The organism is Micromonospora sp. GCM10011542 (genome assembly GCF_042650685.1).
Lineage (GTDB): Bacteria > Actinomycetota > Actinomycetes > Mycobacteriales > Micromonosporaceae > Micromonospora.
On record NZ_JBHSBO010000026.1, the window covers coordinates 14159 to 33418 of the forward strand.

Annotated in this window: 20 protein-coding genes; 14 read left to right on the plus strand and 6 right to left on the minus strand. The window is 73.3% G+C overall.

Annotated elements, in window-relative coordinates:
* Positions 1-42: 42 nt before the first annotated feature.
* From ACFOW4_RS08835 to ACFOW4_RS08860, 6 genes are all read left to right on the plus strand, one after another.
* On the plus strand, positions 43-336 hold the full coding sequence (locus ACFOW4_RS08835) for a DUF503 domain-containing protein (protein ID WP_377526154.1): 294 nt from the start codon (positions 43-45) through the stop codon (positions 334-336).
* Positions 337-485: 149 nt separating this feature from the next.
* Positions 486-980: a 30S ribosome-binding factor RbfA gene (rbfA, locus tag ACFOW4_RS08840; protein ID WP_377526156.1), complete on the plus strand. Its 495-nt coding sequence runs from the start codon at positions 486-488 to the stop codon at positions 978-980.
* Positions 977-2035: a bifunctional oligoribonuclease/PAP phosphatase NrnA gene (locus ACFOW4_RS08845; RefSeq protein ID WP_377526157.1), complete on the plus strand. Its 1059-nt coding sequence runs from the start codon at positions 977-979 to the stop codon at positions 2033-2035. The genes rbfA and ACFOW4_RS08845 overlap by 4 nt, the downstream gene beginning before the upstream one ends.
* 105 nt (positions 2036-2140) lie before the next feature.
* Positions 2141-2548 (plus strand): hypothetical protein, encoded by a 408-nt coding sequence (locus ACFOW4_RS08850; protein ID WP_377526159.1) that lies wholly within the window; start codon positions 2141-2143, stop codon positions 2546-2548.
* Complete coding sequence (locus ACFOW4_RS08855; RefSeq protein ID WP_377526210.1) at positions 2548-2757, plus strand: DUF6186 family protein; 210 nt, start codon at positions 2548-2550, stop codon at positions 2755-2757. The genes ACFOW4_RS08850 and ACFOW4_RS08855 overlap by 1 nt, the downstream gene beginning before the upstream one ends.
* Before the next feature lie 557 nt (positions 2758-3314).
* Positions 3315-4640: an MATE family efflux transporter gene (locus tag ACFOW4_RS08860; protein ID WP_377526160.1), complete on the plus strand. Its 1326-nt coding sequence runs from the start codon at positions 3315-3317 to the stop codon at positions 4638-4640.
* A gap of 6 nt (positions 4641-4646) precedes the next feature.
* Here the strand turns inward: ACFOW4_RS08860 and ACFOW4_RS08865 are convergent, their stop codons facing one another.
* A complete protein-coding gene (locus ACFOW4_RS08865; protein ID WP_377526162.1) occupies positions 4647-5669 on the minus strand; it encodes a hypothetical protein in 1023 nt (340 codons plus the stop codon).
* Positions 5670-5824: 155 nt separating this feature from the next.
* Between ACFOW4_RS08865 and truB the strand changes: the two genes are divergently transcribed.
* The 7 genes from truB (at position 5825) to ACFOW4_RS08900 (ending at position 13720) form a co-directional block, all read left to right on the plus strand.
* On the plus strand, positions 5825-6709 hold the full coding sequence (gene truB, locus ACFOW4_RS08870; protein WP_377526163.1) for a tRNA pseudouridine(55) synthase TruB: 885 nt from the start codon (positions 5825-5827) through the stop codon (positions 6707-6709).
* A 123-nt stretch (positions 6710-6832) separates the two neighbouring features.
* Entirely contained in the window at positions 6833-7762 is a 930-nt protein-coding gene (locus ACFOW4_RS08875) for a bifunctional riboflavin kinase/FAD synthetase (protein WP_377526164.1), read from the plus strand.
* 198 nt (positions 7763-7960) lie between these two features.
* Positions 7961-8230, plus strand: coding sequence for a 30S ribosomal protein S15 (rpsO, locus tag ACFOW4_RS08880; protein ID WP_377526166.1), 270 nt, complete (start codon positions 7961-7963; stop codon positions 8228-8230).
* 223 nt (positions 8231-8453) lie between these two features.
* On the plus strand, positions 8454-10841 hold the full coding sequence (locus ACFOW4_RS08885; protein ID WP_377526167.1) for a polyribonucleotide nucleotidyltransferase: 2388 nt from the start codon (positions 8454-8456) through the stop codon (positions 10839-10841).
* A 46-nt stretch (positions 10842-10887) separates the two neighbouring features.
* Positions 10888-12291 (plus strand): M16 family metallopeptidase, encoded by a 1404-nt coding sequence (locus tag ACFOW4_RS08890; RefSeq protein ID WP_377526169.1) that lies wholly within the window; start codon positions 10888-10890, stop codon positions 12289-12291.
* An 85-nt stretch (positions 12292-12376) separates the two neighbouring features.
* Positions 12377-13144 (plus strand): 4-hydroxy-tetrahydrodipicolinate reductase, encoded by a 768-nt coding sequence (gene dapB / locus ACFOW4_RS08895; protein ID WP_377526170.1) that lies wholly within the window; start codon positions 12377-12379, stop codon positions 13142-13144.
* A 54-nt stretch (positions 13145-13198) separates the two neighbouring features.
* Positions 13199-13720: a GNAT family N-acetyltransferase gene (locus ACFOW4_RS08900; RefSeq protein WP_377526172.1), complete on the plus strand. Its 522-nt coding sequence runs from the start codon at positions 13199-13201 to the stop codon at positions 13718-13720.
* A 47-nt stretch (positions 13721-13767) separates the two neighbouring features.
* Here the strand turns inward: ACFOW4_RS08900 and ACFOW4_RS08905 are convergent, their stop codons facing one another.
* The 4 genes from ACFOW4_RS08905 to ACFOW4_RS08920 all read right to left on the minus strand — a co-directional run bounded on the left by ACFOW4_RS08905 (position 13768) and on the right by ACFOW4_RS08920 (position 17475).
* Positions 13768-14148: a VOC family protein gene (locus tag ACFOW4_RS08905; protein ID WP_377526173.1), complete on the minus strand. Its 381-nt coding sequence runs from the start codon at positions 14146-14148 to the stop codon at positions 13768-13770.
* Between the two features lie 34 nt (positions 14149-14182).
* Complete coding sequence (locus ACFOW4_RS08910; RefSeq protein WP_377526175.1) at positions 14183-15760, minus strand: MFS transporter; 1578 nt, start codon at positions 15758-15760, stop codon at positions 14183-14185.
* Between the two features lie 75 nt (positions 15761-15835).
* A complete protein-coding gene (locus ACFOW4_RS08915; RefSeq protein WP_377526176.1) occupies positions 15836-16810 on the minus strand; it encodes a sigma-70 family RNA polymerase sigma factor in 975 nt (324 codons plus the stop codon).
* Between the two features lie 71 nt (positions 16811-16881).
* Positions 16882-17475 (minus strand): GNAT family N-acetyltransferase, encoded by a 594-nt coding sequence (locus tag ACFOW4_RS08920; protein ID WP_377526178.1) that lies wholly within the window; start codon positions 17473-17475, stop codon positions 16882-16884.
* Positions 17476-17510: 35 nt separating this feature from the next.
* Here ACFOW4_RS08920 and ACFOW4_RS08925 point away from each other — a divergent pair, with 35 nt between their 5' ends.
* Entirely contained in the window at positions 17511-18788 is a 1278-nt protein-coding gene (locus ACFOW4_RS08925; RefSeq protein ID WP_377526179.1) for a glycosyltransferase 87 family protein, read from the plus strand.
* Here the strand turns inward: ACFOW4_RS08925 and ACFOW4_RS08930 are convergent.
* Positions 18687-19238 (minus strand): GNAT family N-acetyltransferase, encoded by a 552-nt coding sequence (locus ACFOW4_RS08930; RefSeq protein WP_377526181.1) that lies wholly within the window; start codon positions 19236-19238, stop codon positions 18687-18689. The two genes, ACFOW4_RS08925 and ACFOW4_RS08930, sit on opposite strands and share 102 nt — an antisense overlap.
* Positions 19239-19260 lie beyond the last annotated feature (22 nt).

Sequence of the window (19260 nt, forward strand, 5' to 3'; positions counted from 1 at the left end):
CCCTTGATCATGCGGGGCCGGTAGCGGGTATCGTCCGGGGCGATGTTCACGGGAACCGCGGTCTTCGACCTGCTGCTGCCGGGCGACTCCAGGTCGCTCAAGGCCAAGAGATCATATGTACGGCCGATCGTGGCGGCGCTGCGCCGCTTCGAGGTGTCGGCCGCCGAGGTGGGCGCGCTCGACCTGCAAGGTCGAGCCGAGATAGCGGTGGCCGTGGTGGCCGCCGAGGCGGCGCACGTCCAGGAGGTGCTGGACTCGTGCGAGCGTCTGGTGGCCGCCCGCCCCGAGGTGGAGCTGCTGTCCGTCCGGCGCCGGTTGCACGGCGCGGACGACTGACCGGCGGGTAGCCCCGCCGGCGGCGGTGGTGGTGGCTGTGCCGGACGAACGGCCCGGCCGCGCAGGTAATGTTCGAGATGTTGGCCGGTCGGCCGGCGGCCCCCGGGTCGCCGGGCCGCCCGGGAGCAGGACGCCGTGGAGGTGGCGAGATGTCTGATCCGGCCAAGGTACGCCGGCACGCGGAACGGGTGCGTGAGCTGGTCGCGTCGGTGGTGCGGAGCCAGATCAAGGACCCGCGGCTCGGCATGATCACCATCACCGACGCCCGGATCACCGCCGACCTGCGCGACGCGACGGTCTTCTACACGGTGCTCGGTGACGCCACGGCCCAGGCGGACACCGCGGCGGCGCTGGAGAGCGCCAAGGGGCTGCTGCGCAGCACGGTGGGCAAGGCGCTCGGGCTGCGGCACTCGCCGACCCTCACCTTCGTCCTCGACGACGTGCAGGACCAGGTCAAGCACATCGACGACCTGCTCGCCGCGGCCCGCAACGCCGACGCCGAGGTGCAGCGGCTCGCCGCCCGGGCGGCGTACGCGGGTGACGCCCAGCCGTACCGGCTGGAGGACGAGACGGACGAGGCCGACGAGGTCGCCGACGTCGACGTCCCCGAGACGAATACGCCCCGGGGTGGGGAAGCGCGGTGACCGGCACCGCCGGCGGCCAACTCGCGACCGCGGTCGGCTCCGGCCCCGAGGAGGCGGACTGGGCCGCGGCGGAGGCGCTCATCCGCGGTCTGTCGCCGGACGCCCGGGTGCTGCTGATCTGTCACGTCAACCCGGACGGCGACGCGTTGGGCAGCATGCTCGGCTTCGGCCTGGGCCTGCGCCGGCTCGGCGTACGACGGTTGCAGGCGACCTTTCCCGGGCCGCCGGAGGTGCCCGAGCCGTTCCGCGGGCTGCCCGGGCTGGAGCTGCTGGTCCCGGCGGGTGCCGCGGACCCGGCCCCGGATCTGGTGATCTGCTTCGACGCGGCGAGCGAGTCGCGGCTCGGCGAACTGGCCGACCGGTTGTCGTCGGCGGGGGCCGCGTTGGTGCTCGACCATCACGCCTCCAACACCGGCTTCGGTCGGGTCAACCTGGTCGATCCGGCCGCTGCGGCGACCTCGGTGGTGGCCGAGCACCTGCTGGCCCGCCTCGGCGTCGGGCTGGATGCAGCGATCGCGGAGTGCCTGTACGTGGCGTTGACCACGGACACCGGCTCGTTCCGGTTCGAGGCGACCACCCCGGCGGTGCACCAGTTGGCCGCCCGGCTGCTCGGCACCGGGATCCGTCCCGGTGACATCTCCCGGCGGGTCTTCGACACCCGACCCTTCGGTGCGGTCCGGCTCTTCGGCGAGGTGCTCGGTCGGGCTCGGCTGGAGCCGGCGGCGGCCGACCGTCGGGGCTTGGTCTGGACCTACGCGACCCTGGACGACCTGGCCCGGCACGACCAGCGGCCGTACGTCCTGGAGGCGCTGATCGACTCGGTGCGGTGCACCGCCGAGGCGGACGTGAGCTGCGTGGTGAAGCAGACCGCGCCCGGCGAGTGGGCCGTCTCGATGCGCAGCAAGGGTGCCGTGGACGTGAGCCGGGTGGCGGTCGCGCTGGGCGGCGGCGGGCACCGGTTCGCGGCCGGCTTCACCGGGCGGGGCACCGTCGAGCAGGTGGTCGAGGGCATCCGGGGCCAGCTCGACGCGGCTCTGATCCGTCCCGGCGACTGACCGCCGCGCGGGTCTCCGTCGGTGCCCGGTGAGCGCCGAAGATCAGGGTCAGCTCCGGGGAGTGTCGGCCTTCCCGCGCTCCGTGAGGCCGGGGAGAATTGCGGGATGGAGCAGCCGCACGATCTCACCGTGGAGGCGCCCCGGGCCTGGGACCGGCCCGCCGTCTCCGTGCCCGTGCTCGTCTGTCTTTCGCTGGTCGGTGGCCGGTTCGCATCGTTCTCCACCGAAGCCAACCTGTACACCCTCGGCACCGGCGGAGTGCTGATCTGGCTCGGTCTGAGCAACCGGGTGCCGCGCCGGCCGGCGCCACGACGGCTGGGCGCCGGCGCGGCCTGGTGGGCGCTGCCGGTGGTGGTCTTCGGGGTCTTCGAGGGGACGACGTTCGTGCTGGCGGCGGGCGACGACTTTCCCACCTTCTCCCGGCTGGCCGATCCCCTCCTCGAGGACCGGCTCATCCGGTCGACGGTCTGGTTCGCCTGGCTGGCCGCGTTCTGGGGGTTGGTGCGGCGATGATGCGAGCACTTGCCATCGGTGGTTTCCTCGCCGCGCTGGCCCTGTTCGGTCTGGTCGAGTGGCTGGCCCGCCGGGAGGGTTCCCGGGTGCCGACCCTCGGCGAGGTCTGCGCGTACGTGATGCGCTACGAGGTGGGGTCGGTGCCGGTGGGCCGGATCGGACTCTTCGGCTTCTGGTGGTGGCTGGGCTGGCACCTCCTGGCCCGCTGAGTCGGGTCACCGCCTGTCCAGATGGCGGGAACCATGGGCAGCATGTGGACCTGAACGATAGCTTGGGAGGCGGCCGGCGCCGCAGGCGGCGCAGGTCGTGGGCGGTGGTGCCACACCCGGCGCCGCCTCCCTCCAGGGTCGGACCGACCCGGGCTCACGTTGCCCAGCCGGCCGCTCCGGTGATCCCGGACCGCCGTGGGCGCCGCGCACGACCGCCCGTGAGGGCCGCCGCCTCAGCGGTGGCTCGCACCCTGGAAGGGACACCACCATGCCGAGCAAGCCCAAGCCCGAGACCACCGACGACGCCCGCGAGCAGGCTCGCCGCGCCCTGCAGACCTCGATGGACACCCGCCAGTGACCCGAGTCGCCCGGCGGTGACGCCGCCGACGGTCCCCGCCGACAGCGTCACCGCCCACCCGGCGTCCTCGCTCTGACCCACCCGGGCCGTTCCTGACTTCCGCCGGGACGGTGGTCCCGGCCACTGCCCGCCCCGATCCGCTCGGTAAGCCTGCGGTGGCCTTGCGATCCTTACCGACTCCGTGCCAGGATCGGCGGCGATGAGTCAGACCGCCGCCACCACCGACCGGCCCGCTTCGCCGCGCCGGATCGCCGCGCTCGCCCTGCCGGCTCTCGTCGTGCTCGCCGCCGAGCCGCTCTACGTGCTGGTCGACACGGCCGTCGTCGGGCATCTCGGCCGGGTGCCGCTGGCCGCGCTCGCCGTGGGTGGCACGGTCATGACCCTCACCGCCTGGCTCGGCACCGTGGTCGCCTACGGCACCACCGGCCGCTCGGCCCGCCGCTTCGGCTCGGGTGACCGGGCCGCCGCGGTCGCCGAGGGAGTCCAGGCGTCCTGGCTGGCGTTCGGCGTCGGGCTGCTGGTCGCCATCGGCATGCAGCTTGGCGGGGGAGCGCTGGCCCGTACCCTCGCCGGGGGTGGGGGCGAGGTGGCCGACGCCGCCGGGCAGTGGCTGCGGATCGCGGCGCTGGGCGCCCCCGGGCTGCTGCTCGCCGCCGCCGGCAACGGCTGGTTGCGCGGCGTGCAGGACACCCGCCGCCCGCTGGTCTTCGTGCTCGGCCCCAACCTGCTCTCCGCGCTGCTCTGCCCGCTGCTGGTCTATCCGGCCGGGTTGGGTCTCACCGGTTCGGCGGTGGCCAACGCGGTCGCCCAGACGATCTCCGGTGGTCTCTTCGCCGCGGCGCTCGTCGCCGAGCGGGTGTCGCTGCGCGCCCGGCCCCGGCTGATCCGCCAGCAACTGGTGCTCAGCCGGGACCTGCTGATCCGTGGCGTCGCGTTCCAGGCCAGCTTCCTCTCCGCGACCGCGGTCGCGGCCCGGTTCGGCGCCACCGCCGTGGGTGCCCACCAGATCGCCCTGCAACTGTGGTTCTTCACCGCACTGGTGCTCGACGCGCTGGCCATCGCCGCGCAGTCGCTGGTCGGCGCCGCGCTCGGCGCGGGCGACCAGGCGGGCGCCAAGGCGCTGGCCCGCCGGATCGCGCTGCTCGGTGGGGCGTGCGGCGTCGGCTTCGCGCTGCTGATCGCCGCGGGCGCCGGCGTGGTCCCCGGCTGGTTCAGCTCCGATCAGGGGGTACGCGAGCAGGCGATGGTGGCCTGGCCCTGGTTCGTCGCCATGCAACCGCTGGCCGGGGTGGTGTTCGCTCTCGACGGGGTGCTCATCGGCGCCGGCGACGTGCGCTACCTGCGCAACCTCACCATCGTCGCCGCGCTGGGTGGTTTCCTGCCGTCGATCTGGCTGGCCTACGGGCTCGATCTCGGGCTCGGCGGCATCTGGGCGGGGCTCACCCTGTTCGTGGTGATCCGGCTGGTCGCCCTGCTGCTTCGGCTGCGTAGCGGCGGCTGGGCGGTCATCGGCGCCGTCCGCTGACGCCGGTCAGCAGTCCTCGCCATCCCCGGGACGCCAGCCCGGGTCGTAGATGTCGCCGGTGGGCTGGGGGCCGGGGACCAACCGGCGGTCCTCGACGTCCAGGTCGATGGCGCCCTTCTCGATCGCCGCGCAGGTGGCGTTGAACACGGTGACGTCCGCGCTGTCCACCCAGAGCCCGCGGGAGGACGAGGTGACGTCGTCCGGATGCGGCACCTGCCAGACCACCTGGTCCCGCAGCGTGACCAGCTCGCTGCCCGGCGGGTATGCCTGCGGGCGGGGCAGGTCGAAGGAGTAGACCCAGATGAACCGTGTGGTGATCTCGAGCACCCTGACCCCGTCCCGGTCCTTGGTCGATCGGTACGTCACCGTGCCCTGGGCGCGGATGTCGTCCCGATAGTCCCAGCGCGGCTCGGCGTCGGCGAGGATCCGGGTGGCGTAACCCAGGTTGTCGCCGGTCCCGAACTCCTTGCGGATGTCGTCCTGTGCGTCGGCCGCCAGCAGGGCGAGGAACGCGTCGTGGCGGCCGCCCAGCATCGACGGTTCGAGCCGGCCCTGGATCAGCGCCTGCCGGACCTTCGCCAGCGCGTCGGCGACCTGCTTTCCGGTGAACGGCGCGGTGGCCCGGGCCGCGGGCAGGGTGATGGCCTCCTCGCCCGCGGCGAATTTCTCCGCCGGGGTGGCCACGAACGGGCCGAGGCTGTTGCCCATGTCGTCGACCGGCCGGGGCGCCGGCGAGGGTGAGCTGGCCAGTCCGGGCAGCAGCGGCACCCCGTCGTGGGTCCGCTGGACGAGGCTGAACCCGCTCCAGGCCAGCACACCCAGCAGCGCCACGGCGAGCACCCCGGCGGCGGTGCCGACCAGCTTCATGGCGTGCCGCTCCCAGAGCAGCCGCACCTTTTCCGGCCGGGTCAGCGTGTGTTCCGTCTCCGGCTGCCGCATCCACTCCGGTACCCGGATCGACTCGGGCGCGGCGGCGACGGCGTACGGGTCCGGGGCGGCGGACGGGGTGGGGGGTTCTGCGCTGGTCATCTGTCGTCCTGGTTCGGCGGGGCGCGGCGAGTGATCTTCGCACCCGGGCGGCTGTCGCGGTGCCCCGTCGTGTGCGCCGGCACCGACGGCGTCCGGACGCCGGGGCTGCCCTGCGGTGCCGAGCGGCGACACCGCGTCTGGCAGGCTTGGCCGACGTGAGCACCGATGGTCTGATCGTGGTCGACAAGCCCGGCGGCATGACGTCGCACGACGTGGTGGCGCGGATCCGCCGGCTGGCGAAGACGCGGCGGGTCGGGCACGGCGGCACCCTCGATCCGATGGCAACCGGCGTGCTGGTGATCGGGGTGGGCCGGGCCACCCGGCTGCTGACCTACGTGATCGGCGCCGCGAAGAGCTACGCCGGCACGATCCGGCTCGGTCAGGCGACCGTCACCGACGACGCCGAGGGCGACGTGATCGCCACCACCCCGGCCGGTCTGGTCACCGACGACGGCATCCGGGCCGCGCTGGCCGCGTTGACCGGTGAGGTCGAGCAGGTGCCCAGCGCGGTCAGCGCCATCAAGATCAACGGTCAGCGGGCGTACAAGCGGGTGCGCGAGGGGGAGAGCGTCGAGCTGCCCGCCCGGCGGGTCACCATCTCCCGGCTGGACGTGCTGGCGATCCGCCGCACCGAGCCGGACGTGGTGGACGTGGACGTGGACGTGACCTGCTCCTCCGGCACGTACATCCGGGCCATCGCCCGCGACGCGGGCCTGGCGCTCGGGGTCGGCGGGCACCTCACCGCGCTGCGGCGTACCGCGGTGGGTGGCTTCGCCCTCGCCGAGGCCGCCACCCTCGACGAGCTGGAGCGACGCGCGCCGGAGGTGGTCAACCTGCCGCTGGACGCGGCGGCCGACCGGTTCTTCCCGCGCCGCGACGCCACACCCGACGAGGCGAAGGTGCTCGGCCACGGCGGGCCGCTGGACCCGGCCGGCATCGCCGGGCCGTACGCCGTCTTCGGCCCGGACGGTGGGCTGATCGCTATCGTCAGCGAGCGGGACGGGCGGGCCCGCGCGGAGATCGTGCTCGCCCCGGCCTGACGGCGGGCGCAGGTTTGTCGGGGTGTGCCCGGCGGCGCAAGAACTGCCAGGCCAGTGTTAACAAGGGGCCCTTCCTCTGCACGAGGCGTTAAGAAGGGGCCCTTCCTTCAGGGGAGGAGCGGCATGCAGCGGTGGCGGGGGTACGACGCGGCGCCCGGCGGTTGGGGACGGTCGGTCGTCACCATCGGCGTCTTCGACGGCGTGCACAAGGGGCACCAGGCGATCATCGGGCACGCCGTGGCCCGGGCCCGGGAGCTGGGCGTGCAGTCGGTGGTGGTCACCTTCGACCCGCACCCGGCCGAGGTGGTCCGTCCCGGCTCGCACCCGGCGGTGCTCACCGAGCCGGCCCGCAAGGCCGAGCTGATCGAGGCGCTCGGCGTGGACGTGCTCTGCGTGGTGCCGTTCACGCCGGAGTTCTCCCGGCTGTCCGCCGAGGAGTTCGTGCACGACGTCCTGGTCGAGCACCTGCACGCCGCGTTGGTGGTGGTCGGCGGCAACTTCCGCTTCGGGCACCGGGCCGCCGGCGACGTGCGGCTCCTGGAGCGGCTGGGACGCACCTTCGGCTTCGGCGTCGAGGGCGCCCCGCTGGTGGCCGAGGACGGGACGGTCTTCTCCTCGACGTACATCCGCTCCTGCGTCGACGCCGGTGACGTGGGCGCGGCGGCGGCCGCGCTGGGTCGCCCGCACCGGCTGGAGGGAGTGGTGGTCCGCGGCGACCAGCGGGGGCGGGAGCTGGGATTCCCGACCGCCAACCTGCTCTGCCACCGGTACGCCGCGGTGCCTGCCGACGGCGTCTACGCCGCCCGGCTCATGCGCCGCGGGCAGCACGAGCCGCTGATGGCGGCCGTGTCGGTCGGCACCAACCCCACCTTCTCCGGCCGGGAGCGACGGGTGGAGGCGTACGCGCTGGACTTCAGCGGGGACCTCTACGGAGAGCGGCTGGCCCTGGACTTCGTGGCGCACCTGCGCGGGCAGATCCGGTACGACTCGATCGAACCGCTGATCGCCCAGATGGAACAGGACGTCGAGCGCACCCGGCGCGCGCTGGGCTGATCGCGCGGGGCGTGTCCGCCCGCCCCGAGGCCCTTGACCGGTTGCTACCGGCGGGTGCTGGTAGTCTGGCGGGGACGTCGGGTGACCGGCGTGGGGCCTCGCGTGCCTGCTCGACGCCGCGGGTGCGAGGTACCGGTCCGTTTCCGGTCCACCGGAACGACGGACACTCATTGATCAACCCACCGAAACAGGGAGAACATGGCGCTCGACCAGGAAGCCAAGGCCAAGATCCGCTCCGAGTACGCGACCGCCGAGGGCGACACCGGTTCGCCGGAGGTCCAGGTCGCGGTCCTCACCAAGCGGATCGCCGAGCTGACCGAGCACCTCAAGGTGCACAAGCACGACCACCACAGCCGTCGTGGGCTGCTGCTGCTGGTCGGCCGGCGCCGTCGGCTGCTCAACTACGTGCAGAAGAAGGACATCGCCCGCTACCGGTCGCTCATCGAGCGGCTCGGCCTGCGCCGATGACCTGACGGGGGAGTGGCCGGACGGCCGCTCCCCCGTTCCGTACCACCAGAGACACAGGGCTGTGCGACCACCCGACAGGGAGCCGTTCAGCGTACCGGTCTCCGGTAGTGGCCCCCGAGGGTCCCGGCAGCACGCCGGCGCCCCGGGCGCTTCGATCGAAGACCGGCCGTCTGAGCAGCTCCGGAGCGTCGCGGGCCCCCGACGACAAGGAGCACTACCGCACATGACCGAGACCAACCTCGGCACCGAATCCCGCACCGCCGTGATCGACAACGGGTCCTTCGGCACCCGCGAGATCACGTTCTCCACCGGCCGGCTGGCCCGTCAGGCCGCCGGTTCCGTCATCGCCCAGCTGGGCGAGACGGTCGTCCTCTCCGCCACCACGGCCGGCAAGCAGCCGAAGGAGCAGTTCGACTTCTTCCCGCTGACCGTGGACGTCGAGGAGCGGATGTACGCCGCGGGCCGGATCCCCGGCTCGTTCTTCCGCCGCGAGGGCCGGCCCAGCGAGGACGCCATCCTCACCTGCCGGCTGATCGACCGGCCGCTGCGCCCGTCCTTCGTCAAGGGCCTGCGCAACGAGGTCCAGGTCGTCGAGACCATCCTCGCGCTCGACCCGCAGCACCCGTACGACGTGGTCGCGATCAACGCGGCCTCGATGTCGACCAAGCTCTCCGGCCTGCCGTTCTCCGGCCCGATCGGGGCGACCCGGGTCGCGCACATCGACGGCCAGTGGGTGGCCTTCCCGACCCTGGAGGAGCTGGCCCGCGCCACCTTCGACATGGTCGTTGCCGGCCGCGCCCTGCCCGACGGTGACGTCGCGATCATGATGGTCGAGGCCGAGGCCACGCCGAACGCGGTGGCCCTCATCGCCGGTGGCGCCACCGCGCCGACCGAGGAGATCGTCGCCAGCGGCCTGGAGGCCGCCAAGCCGGCGATCCGCGAGCTGTGCCGCGCGCAGAGCGAGCTGGCCGAGGTGGCCGCCAAGCCGGTCGCCGAGTTCCCGGTCTTCCTGGACTACCAGGACGACGTGTACGACGCCGTGGCCGACCTGGCACGCACCGAGGTGGCCGAGGCGCTCACCATCGCCGGCAAGGCCGACCGCGAGGAGGCCCTGGACCGGGTCAAGGCCCGCGTCGCCGAGGAGCTGAACCCGCGCTTCGAGGGCCGGGAGAAGGAGGTCAGCGCCGCGTTTCGCTCGCTGACCAAGTCCGAGGTCCGCAACCGCGTGCTGCGTGAGCAGGTCCGCATCGACGGCCGCGGCCCGCGGGACATCCGCCCGCTGACCGCCGAGGTCGGCGTGCTGCCGCGGGTGCACGGTTCGGCGCTGTTCGAGCGGGGCGAGACCCAGATCCTGGGCGTCACCACGCTGAACATGCTGCGCATGGAGCAGTCGCTGGACACTCTCGCCCCCGAGAAGTCCAAGCGCTACATGCACAACTACAACTTCCCGCCGTACTCGACCGGTGAGACCGGCCGGGTCGGCTCGCCGAAGCGGCGCGAGATCGGCCACGGCGCGCTGGCCGAGCGGGCGCTGATCCCGGTGCTGCCGGCTCGCGAGGAGTTCCCGTACGCCATCCGGCAGGTCTCGGAGGCGCTCGGCTCCAACGGCTCGACCTCGATGGGTTCGGTCTGCGCCTCGACCCTGGCGCTGCTCTCCGCCGGTGTGCCGCTCAAGGCGCCGGTGGCCGGCATCGCGATGGGCCTCATCTCCGACGAGGTGGACGGCAAGACCCAGTACGTGACGCTGACCGACATCCTCGGTGCCGAGGACGCGTTCGGTGACATGGACTTCAAGGTCGCCGGCACGCCGGAGTTCGTCACCGCGCTGCAGCTCGACACCAAGCTCAACGGCATCCCGTCGGACGTGCTCGCCGCCGCGCTTCAGCAGGCGAACGAGGCCCGGCAGACCATCCTCGAGGTGATGCGGGCGGCGATCGAGGCTCCGGCCACGATGTCGGACTACGCGCCGCGGGTCACCACCGTCAAGATCCCGGTGGACAAGATCGGCATGGTGATCGGCCCGAAGGGGCAGACCATCAACGCGATCCAGGACGAGACCGGCGCCGAGATCTCGATCGAGGACGACGGCACGATCTACGTCGGGGCCACCAACGGTCCGTCGGCCCAGGCGGCGGTGGACCGGATCAACGGCATCGCCAACCCGACCCTGCCGAAGCAGGGCGAGCGGTTCCTCGGCACGGTGGTCAAGACCGCCGCGTTCGGTGCGTTCATCTCGCTCCTGCCGGGCCGTGACGGCCTGCTGCACATCTCCAAGGTGGGCGACGGCAAGCGGGTCGAGCGCGTCGAGGACTTCCTCAACGTCGGTGACCGGGTCGAGGTCGAGATCGCCGACATCGACGCCCGCGGCAAGATCTACCTGGACAAGGTCCGCCCGGAGGGCGCCGAGGCGCCCGCCGCCGGTGAGGCCGCCGCCGCTGGCGGCGACCGACCGGCCAGCCGGGACCGGGGCGACCGGGGCCCGCGCGACCGGGGTGACCGTGACCGTGGCGGCGACCGCGGCGGCCGTGGCCCGGAGCGCGGCGGCGAAGGCGGCGGCGGCGAGGGTGGCGAGGGCGGCGAGCGTCCGCGCCGCCGGACCCGGCACAGCTGACCCCGTACCACCGCATCACCCACCCCTCGTCGATCTGGAGCAGTACGTGAGTCGGGCCATCAGTGCGCCGTTTCCACCGGATCGACGGGGGGTGGCCGCGTCCCGGGACACCGGGACGGCCCGCTCCGGCGGTGCCGCCCGAGCGGTGACCCGCACGCTCAGTGACGACCCGCTGGGCGGCACGGTACGTCGTACCGTGCTGCCCAGCGGCCTGCGCGTGCTCACCGAGGCGATCCCGGCGATGCGCAGCGTCTCCTTCGGCGTGTGGGTGGCGGTCGGCTCCCGCGACGAGACCGGCACGCAGGCCGGTGCCGCGCACTTCCTGGAGCACCTGCTCTTCAAGGGCACCCACAAGCGGACCGCGCTGGAGATCTCCTCACGGATCGAGGCGGTCGGCGGCGAGACGAACGCCTTCACCACGAAGGAATACACCTGCTACTACGCCCGCGTGCTGGACGAGGACCTGCCGCTGGCGATCGACGTGATGTGCGACCTGGTTGCCGACTCCCTGCTGGAGCCGGCCGACGTGGAGACCGAGCGCGGCGTGATCCTGGAGGAGATCGCCATGCACGACGACGAGCCCGGTGACGAGGTGCACGACCTCTTCGCGCGGGCCGTCTACGGCGACCACCCGCTGGGTCGGCTGATCTCCGGCACCGAGGAGACCGTCACGCCGATGACCCGGCGGCAGATCCAGAGCTTCTACCGGCGCCACTACACCGCGCCGCAGATCGTGATCGCCGCCGCCGGCAACCTCGACCACGCCGCGGTGGTGAGGATGGTCCGGCAGGCGGTGCGCGGCACCCCGCTGGACAGTGACCCGGCCGGGCCGGCGCCGCACCGCGCGGCCACCCCGGCGGTACGCACCCGGCCCGCCACCACCCTGGTCGAGCCGAAGGAGACGGAGCAGGCGCACGTGCTGCTCGGCTGCCCCGGCATCGACCGCCTCGACGAGCGGCGCTTCGCCCTCGGGGTGCTCAACAACGTCCTCGGCGGCGGCATGTCCAGCCGGTTGTTCCAGGAGATCCGCGAGCAGCGCGGTCTGGCCTACTCGGTCTACTCCTACGCCAGCCAGTACGCCGACAGCGGCCTGTTCGCCGTCTACGCCGGCTGCGCGCCGGGCAAGGTGGACGAGGTGCTGGAGCTGACCCGGGCCGAGCTGGCCCGGGTGGCCGCGGACGGGCTCACCGAGGCCGAGGTGGCCCGGGGCAAGGGGATGAGCAAGGGCTCGTTCGTGCTCGGCCTGGAGGACACCGGCTCGCGGATGAGCCGGCTGGCCAAGGGCGAGCTGCTCTACGGCGACCTGATGCCGGTGGACGAGCTGCTGCGGCGGGTCGACGCGGTCACCGTGGCGGACGTGAACACCCTCGCCGCGGAGCTGCTCAGCCGGCCGATGTCGCTCGCCGTGGTCGGTCCGTTCGGCGCGAGCGACTTCAGCGCCGCGGGCTGAACGCGCACCGGCGGCCGGTCCCCCGGGTAGTGGGCTGATCCGGTCCGGACGGGGCGCACGTCCCGATTGGGATAGGTTGTGCCCCGTGACTGACGAGCAGGACAGAAGCCCGGTCGAGCCGCTGCGGGTGGGCGTGCTGGGTGCCCGGGGCCGGATGGGCGCCGAGGTGTGCAGGGCGGTCGACGCCGCCGACGGCCTGGACCTCGTGGCCACGGTCGACCAGGGTGACGATCTTTCCGCCGTCTCCGGCGCCGAGGTGGTCGTCGACTTCACCACGCCGGGCGTCGTCATGGACAACCTGCACTGGTGCATCGACCACGGCATCAACGCGGTGGTCGGCACCACCGGGTTCACCGAGCAGCGGCTGGAGCAGGTGCGTGGCTGGCTGGCCGCCAAGCCCGGCGTGGGCGTGGTCATCGCGCCGAACTTCGGCATCGGCGCGGTGCTGATGATGCAGTTCGCCGCGCGGGCCGCCCGGCACTTCGAGTCGGTCGAGATCATCGAGCAGCACCACCCGCGCAAGCTGGACGCGCCGAGTGGCACCGCCACGCACACCGCACGGCAGATCGCCCGGGCCCGCGCCGAGGCCGGCCTCGGCCCGGTGCCGGACGCCACCTCCGACGAGGTGCCGGGCGCGCGGGGCGCCGACATCGACGGGGTGCGCGTGCACGCCGTACGCGCCACCGGGCTGGTCGCCCACCAGGAGGTGCTCTTCGGCACCACCGGGGAGACGTTGACCATCCGGCACGACTCGTACGACCGGGCGTCGTTCATGCCGGGGGTGCTGCTGGCCGTCCGCGCGGTGCGTACCCGCCCCGGCCTCACCATCGGGCTGGACCCACTGCTCGACTGAGCAGGTCGCGCATAATCGATCGCCGGGTCGCGGGTCGGTTCTAGGCTGCGCCGGATGATCGAAAAGGGGCACCTGGACCGGGGCGGGCGGCGGGTCACCCTCCGACCGGTCGACGACGACAACTGGCGGGCGGTGGCCGACGTCGCCCCGCACGACGGGCAGCGGAGGTACGTGGCCGCGCTGGCGGCCCGGTACCTGCTGCTCTCGCTGCGCAGCGACGTCTGGACCTCGCTCGCGGTGTACGCCGACGAGACGGTCGTCGGGCACGTCATGTGGGGCGTGGACGACGACGGGTCGCGGTGGATCGGCGGCATGGTGACCGACGCCGCCGAGCAGGGCCGCGGCGTCGGCCGGGCAACCGTGCTCACCCTGACCACCTGGCTCACCGAGCGGAGCGACGGCGCCCCGGTCCGACTCTCGTACCACCCCGACAACGTCCCCGCCGCGAACCTCTACCGCTCCCTGGGCTTCCACCCCACGGGCGACCTGGAGGACGACGAGCTGGTCGCCGAGTTCCACCCCGCCGATCATGCAGTTGTGGCGCCTCGCGAAGGGGGCGGCTCGGACAAGGGCTGACCGAGAGGTGTGGCGGGCCCCCCACCTGGGCGGGACCGCCACGCCGGTCAGCGCTGTGCGAGGACGGACAGGACGTTGCCGGCCGGGTCGGTGAACCAGGCGATCGCCGGCCCCTGCCCGCGCATGATCCCCTTGTCGTCCTGCGGCATTCCGTCGTAGCGGGCGAAACGCACACCTCGCGCGGTCAGCTCGTCGACCGCCCGGTCGATGTCGTCGACCGGGAAATTGAGCACGGTGTAGGTCGCGGGGGAGTGGTCGGCCTTCGGGTAGACCAGGACAGGCCGGTCTCCGGCAATGTGCAGGGTCAGCAACCCGCCCATCGCCTCGTCCCGCGTCACCCGCAGGCCGAGCGTCTCGGCGTAGAACCGTTCGGCACGGTCGGTGTCGTCCACCGAGAACCCGCTGAACGCCTTGGTGTCCCGGAACATGATGGTCTCCTTCTCGATCGTCGTGATCCGATGGTCAGAGCGGGGCCACGCCGGCCGGCGTCGGTGCTTCATCGTGCGCCGGCTCGGCGCCGGCCGGCGGATAGGGCGGCACCGACCGGAACGCCAGCGCGGCCAGCACGGCGAGCCCGAGCAGCAGAACGGCACCGGCGGTCGCCGTCACGCTCAATCCGCTCGTGTACGCGCTCCGGGCCGCGTCGACCAGCGCGGCCCCCAACCCGCCGGGCAGCTCACCGGCGACCGTCACCGCCCCGCTCAGCCCGTCCCGGGCCCGGTCCGCCGCCCCGGTGGGCAGGCCGGCGGGGAGCGCGGGGCCCAGCTCGGCGCGGTAGACGACGGCGCTGAAACTGCCCAGGACCGCCACGCCCAGGGCGATGCCGAACTCTCCGCTGGTCTCGGAGAGCGACGCTGCCGAGCCGGCCCGCTCGGGCGGTGCCGAGCCGACGATCAGGTCGGTGATCAGCGCCGACGGCAACGCGATCCCGATCGAGGCGACGACGAAGGCGACCAGCACGACCAGCAGAGCGGCGTCGCCTTCCACCCTGCTGAGCAGCAGGAAGCCGGCCGCCGTGATCAGCTGCCCGACTGCCATCACGTGCCCCGGCCGGAACCGGCGGGCCAGCAGCGGGGCCAGCGTGGTCGCACCGATCATGGCGACCGCCTGCGGTACCAGCAGCACCCCGGCGCGCAGCGGGGAAAGCCCTTCGACCAGTTGCAGCCACTGGCTGAGCAGCAGGAAGGTGCCGCCCATGAGCAGGCCGTTGAGCAGGAACAGCAGCAGGGCGGCGGTGAATGTGCGGTTGCGGAAGAGGCCGACGTCCAGCAGCGGATGCGGCAAACGGCGCTGCCTGCGGACGAAGAGCAGCCCCACCAGCATGCCGGCCACGATCGCCAGCGCGGGCAGCGGACGCCAGCCGTGCCGGGCCAGTTCCTTGAGGCCGTACACCACCGGCAGGATGGTGGCCAGCGACATCGCGACGCTGACCACGTCCAGCGGCCCGGGGTGCGGGTCGCGGTATTCCGGCAGCAGCAGCGGCGCGGTCACCAGCAGCAGAGCCATCACCGGCACGCCGAGCAGGAACGCCGAGCCCCACCAGAAGTTCTCCAACAGCACCCCGCCGATCACCGGGCCGACCGCCATGCCGCCCATGAAGCAGCTCATCCAGATTCCCACCGCGACCGCCCGCTGGGCCGGAAGCCGGAACATGTTGCTGATCAGGGCCAGCGTGGAGGGCATCAGGGTGGCCCCGGCGACGCCGAGCAGCGCCCGGGCGGCGATCAGCAGCGGCGGGTTCGGCGCGTAGGCGGCAACCACCGAGACCACGGCGAAGGCGCCGGCTCCGATCAGCAGCAGGCGCCGACGGCCCACCCGGTCGCCCAGGGTGCCCATCGTGACCAGGAAGCCGGCGATCAGGAAGCCGTAGGCGTCGGTGATCCAGAGCTGCTGGGTGCTGTCCGCGTCCAGGTCGGCGCTGAGGCGGGGCAGCGCCAGGTAGAGCACGCTCAGGTCGAGCGCCAGCAGCAGGGTGGGCAGGGCCAGCACCGCCAGCCCGACCCACTCCCGACGCCCGGCGCCGGGGTTCGCTGTCCGCATGGTTCTCGCCCTCCTGCTGACGGTAGGTGTCACAGGGGTGGACGACCGGTCGGCGCGGAACTCATCGGTGGGTGCTCAGGGCAGCCGCTCGGGCAGGCCGAACCGGGCGAAGAGCGCCGGCTCCAGGAAGTGGGTGAGCCGGGTGATCCGACCGTCGGCGGCCTCCAGCAGCTGGATGGAGAACGGCCGGTGCCCGCCGGCCGGGTCGGGGCGGAACTGGGCCAGCGCCAGCCCGCCGTTGGCCCACACCGGCAGCAGTCGGGAGCCGCGGCAGGCGGAGCCCGGCCCGACCAGCCAGCGGCCGATGTCCGCCGCTCCGGACAGCCACATCCGGTACGGCGGCATGCTGTGCACCGCATCCTCACGTAGCAGCGCGACCAGCCCGTCGATGTCGTAGCGCTCGAAGACCCGCACGTAGCGCTCCAGCAGCTCACGGTGCGCCTCGTCGAGCGGATCGGCCGGCCCGGCGGTGTCCCGCCCGGCCAGGGTGGCCCGGGCCCGTTGCAGCGCGCTGTTGACGGCGGCGACGCTGCCGTCGAGCAGCTCGGCGACCTCGTCGGCCCGCCAGCGCAGCACGTCCCGCAGGATCAGCACGGCCCGCTGGCGCGGCGGCAGGTGTTGCAGGGCGGCGACGAAGGCCAACCGGACCGACTCCCGCCCCACCGCCACCTCGGCCGGGTCGCTGACCGTCGGCAGCACGGCCGCGTCCGGTGCGGGCCCGACCCAGCCGGACTCGGGGCTGCCCATGGCCGCCGCGACCGGCGCGGACGCATGCCCCAGGTCCATCGGCAGGGCCCGCCGGCCGCGCCCGCGCAGCACGTCCAGGCAGACGTTGGTCGCGATGCGGTAGAGCCAGGTGCGCAGGCTGGACCGCCCGTCGAAGCCGCCCTGACCGCGCCAGGCCCGCAGCAGCGTCTCCTGCACGGCGTCCTCGGCGTCGAACAGCGAACCGAGCATCCGGTAGCAGTAGCCGGTCAGCTCGACCCGGTGCTGCTCCAGCCGGTCGTCGCCGGCGGTCGGCGCCGTCACCGGCGCGGTCGCTGAGCTCATGGGACCGACGGTAGGCGACCCGTCCGACATCCCCACCCCGACGGCTGCGACGCGCCGCCGGGCGGGGAGTCTCAGTCGGCGGGTCGGTCGTCCGGCACGGGCTCGGTCGGCACGGCGACGTGCAGGCGCACCTGGGGGACCAGCATGTCGTCGACGTCCAGCGCCCGGGCCGCGCCGTCGGGCTCCCAGCCGGTGCTCGTGAGGAACTTGCGGGTCGCCTCGTCGCCGTCGAACGCCCAGGCCACCGCCCGGGCGAAACCGTCTTCCCGCCACAGGTCGACGGCTGCGGCCAGCAGTCGGCTGCCGTGCCCCCGCCGGCCCCAGCGCGGCTCGACCAGCAGGTCGGTCACCGCTGCCGCGTCCGGGCCGAACGCGTCGGCCGGCTCGCCCGGGGCCAGCGCCTCCGCGTCGGCCGGACCGGAGGCGACGAAGCCCACCAGATACGATTGCTCGGCCTGTTCGACGGCGACCAGCACCCGGTGCGCGCCGGAGGGCGGCTCCAGCACCGCAGCGCTCCACCGCCGGGCGAGGAACGCCTCGTCCAGGTTGTCGAGCACGTGCCGGGGCAGGATCCGGCGGTACGCGACCCGCCAGGTCGCGAGCTGGATGCGTGCGATCTCGCCGGCGTCCTCGGGACGCGCCGGGCGGACGTACCCGAGAGCCATGGGACGGAAGCCTACGCACAACCAGGGAGGCGACGGTGGCGCAGGGTGCCAGGAGGACGCTCGGGCAGGTCGGCGGCGTGGTCGGGCTCGCGGTCGCGGTCGCCCTCTTCCTGTCGATGGCGGCCGTCCGGCATGGATTCTTCGACCTGAAGGTCTACTACGGCGCGTTGACCTGGTGGGTGCACGACGGCGGGGAGATCTACGACTATCTCAAGCCGGGCACGCAGTACGGCTTCACCTACCCGCCGTTCGCCGCGCTGGTCATGCTGCCGATGGCGTACCTGCCGTGGTCGGCCGCGATCGTGGTGAGCGTCCTGGCCAGCGTGACCACCACCGCGCTGCTGATCTGGTGGCTGGTCGACCCGATCGCCCGCCGGGCCGGCTGGACCCGCTGGTACACCCTCGCCGTGGCGCTCTGCCTGGTCGCCGCGTTCGAGCCGATGCGGGAGACGGTCAACTTCGGCCAGGTCAACACGCTGCTGCTCTTCCTGGTCGCGGTGGACCTGCTGCGACTGCTGCCGGCCGGCAACCGGTGGGCCGGAGCCGGCATCGGGCTGGCCACCGCGATCAAGCTGACCCCTGGCATCTTCATCGTCTACCTGCTGGTCACCGGCCGGTGGCGGGCCGCGCTGACCGCCAGCGGGACCGCCGCCGCAGTGACCCTGCTGGCCGGCGCGCTCTTTCCGGACGCCTCCCGGGAGTTCTGGACCGAGGCACTGTGGAACACCGGCCGGGTGGGCGAGCTGGCGTTCGTCTCCAACCAGTCCCTGCGGGGCGTGGTCGCCCGGCTCGACCCGGAGCACCCGAACACGCTGGCCTGGCTGCTGCTGGTGCTCGGCACCCTGGCGCTCTGGGCCTGGCGCTCCCGGGCCGCGGTCGCGGCCGGCGACGAGGCCACCGGCCTGGCGCTGACCGGCGCGGTGATGTGCCTGGTCAGCCCGGTGACCTGGGTGCACCACCTGGTCTGGCTGCTGCCCGCCCTGATCCTGCTGGTCGACAACGCGATGGCCGCGCCCGCCGAGGGCCGGCGCCGCCGGGTCCTGCTGGCCGCCGCGTTCGTCGGGTACGTCCTACTGATCAGCCGGACCGTCTGGGCCTGGGAGAAGGACTTCAGCGGGTTCGACGGCTTCCTCGGCAGCAACGCCTACGTCTGGATCAGCCTGGCGCTGCTGGCGTTCCTGCCGGTGCGCCACTGGCTGACCGGCTCGGGGTCAGCCGTCGAGGCTGCCGGCGTACCGCAGCTCGACCAACCCGACGGGCGGGCGCCCGCCGGCCAGCGGCACCGGGTAGGTCGACCGCTCACCGTCCGGTGACAGCCCGGCCCGCTCGTAGAACCGGCGGGCCCGCCGGTTTTCCGCCAGCACCCACAGCCGGTACCCGGTCCAGCCCCGTTCGGTGAGCCCGGCCCGGGCGGCGGTCAGCAGTGCGGCCGCGGTCCCGTCGCCCCAGCGCGCCGGTTCGACGTAGAGCGCCAGCACCTCGCCGAACGTCGGGTCCAGGTCGTCGCGGTCCTGGTTGCGGCGGTACGGCCCGAAGGTGGTGAAGCCGGCGAGCACCCCGTCGACCTCGCCGAGCAGGGTGGTGAACGGGTGCTCCGGCTCGGCGGTGCCCACGTCGCGTCGGCGCTGCGCCCAGGCCGCGACGTTGAGCCGTCCGAGCACCTCGTCCGGCACGATGCCGGCGTAGCCCACCTGCCAGCCGTGTACGTGCACCCGGGCGACCGCCTCGGCGTCGTCCGGTTCTTCGCGGCGGATGGTCAGCATTGCACCGTTCTATGCCCCGGGA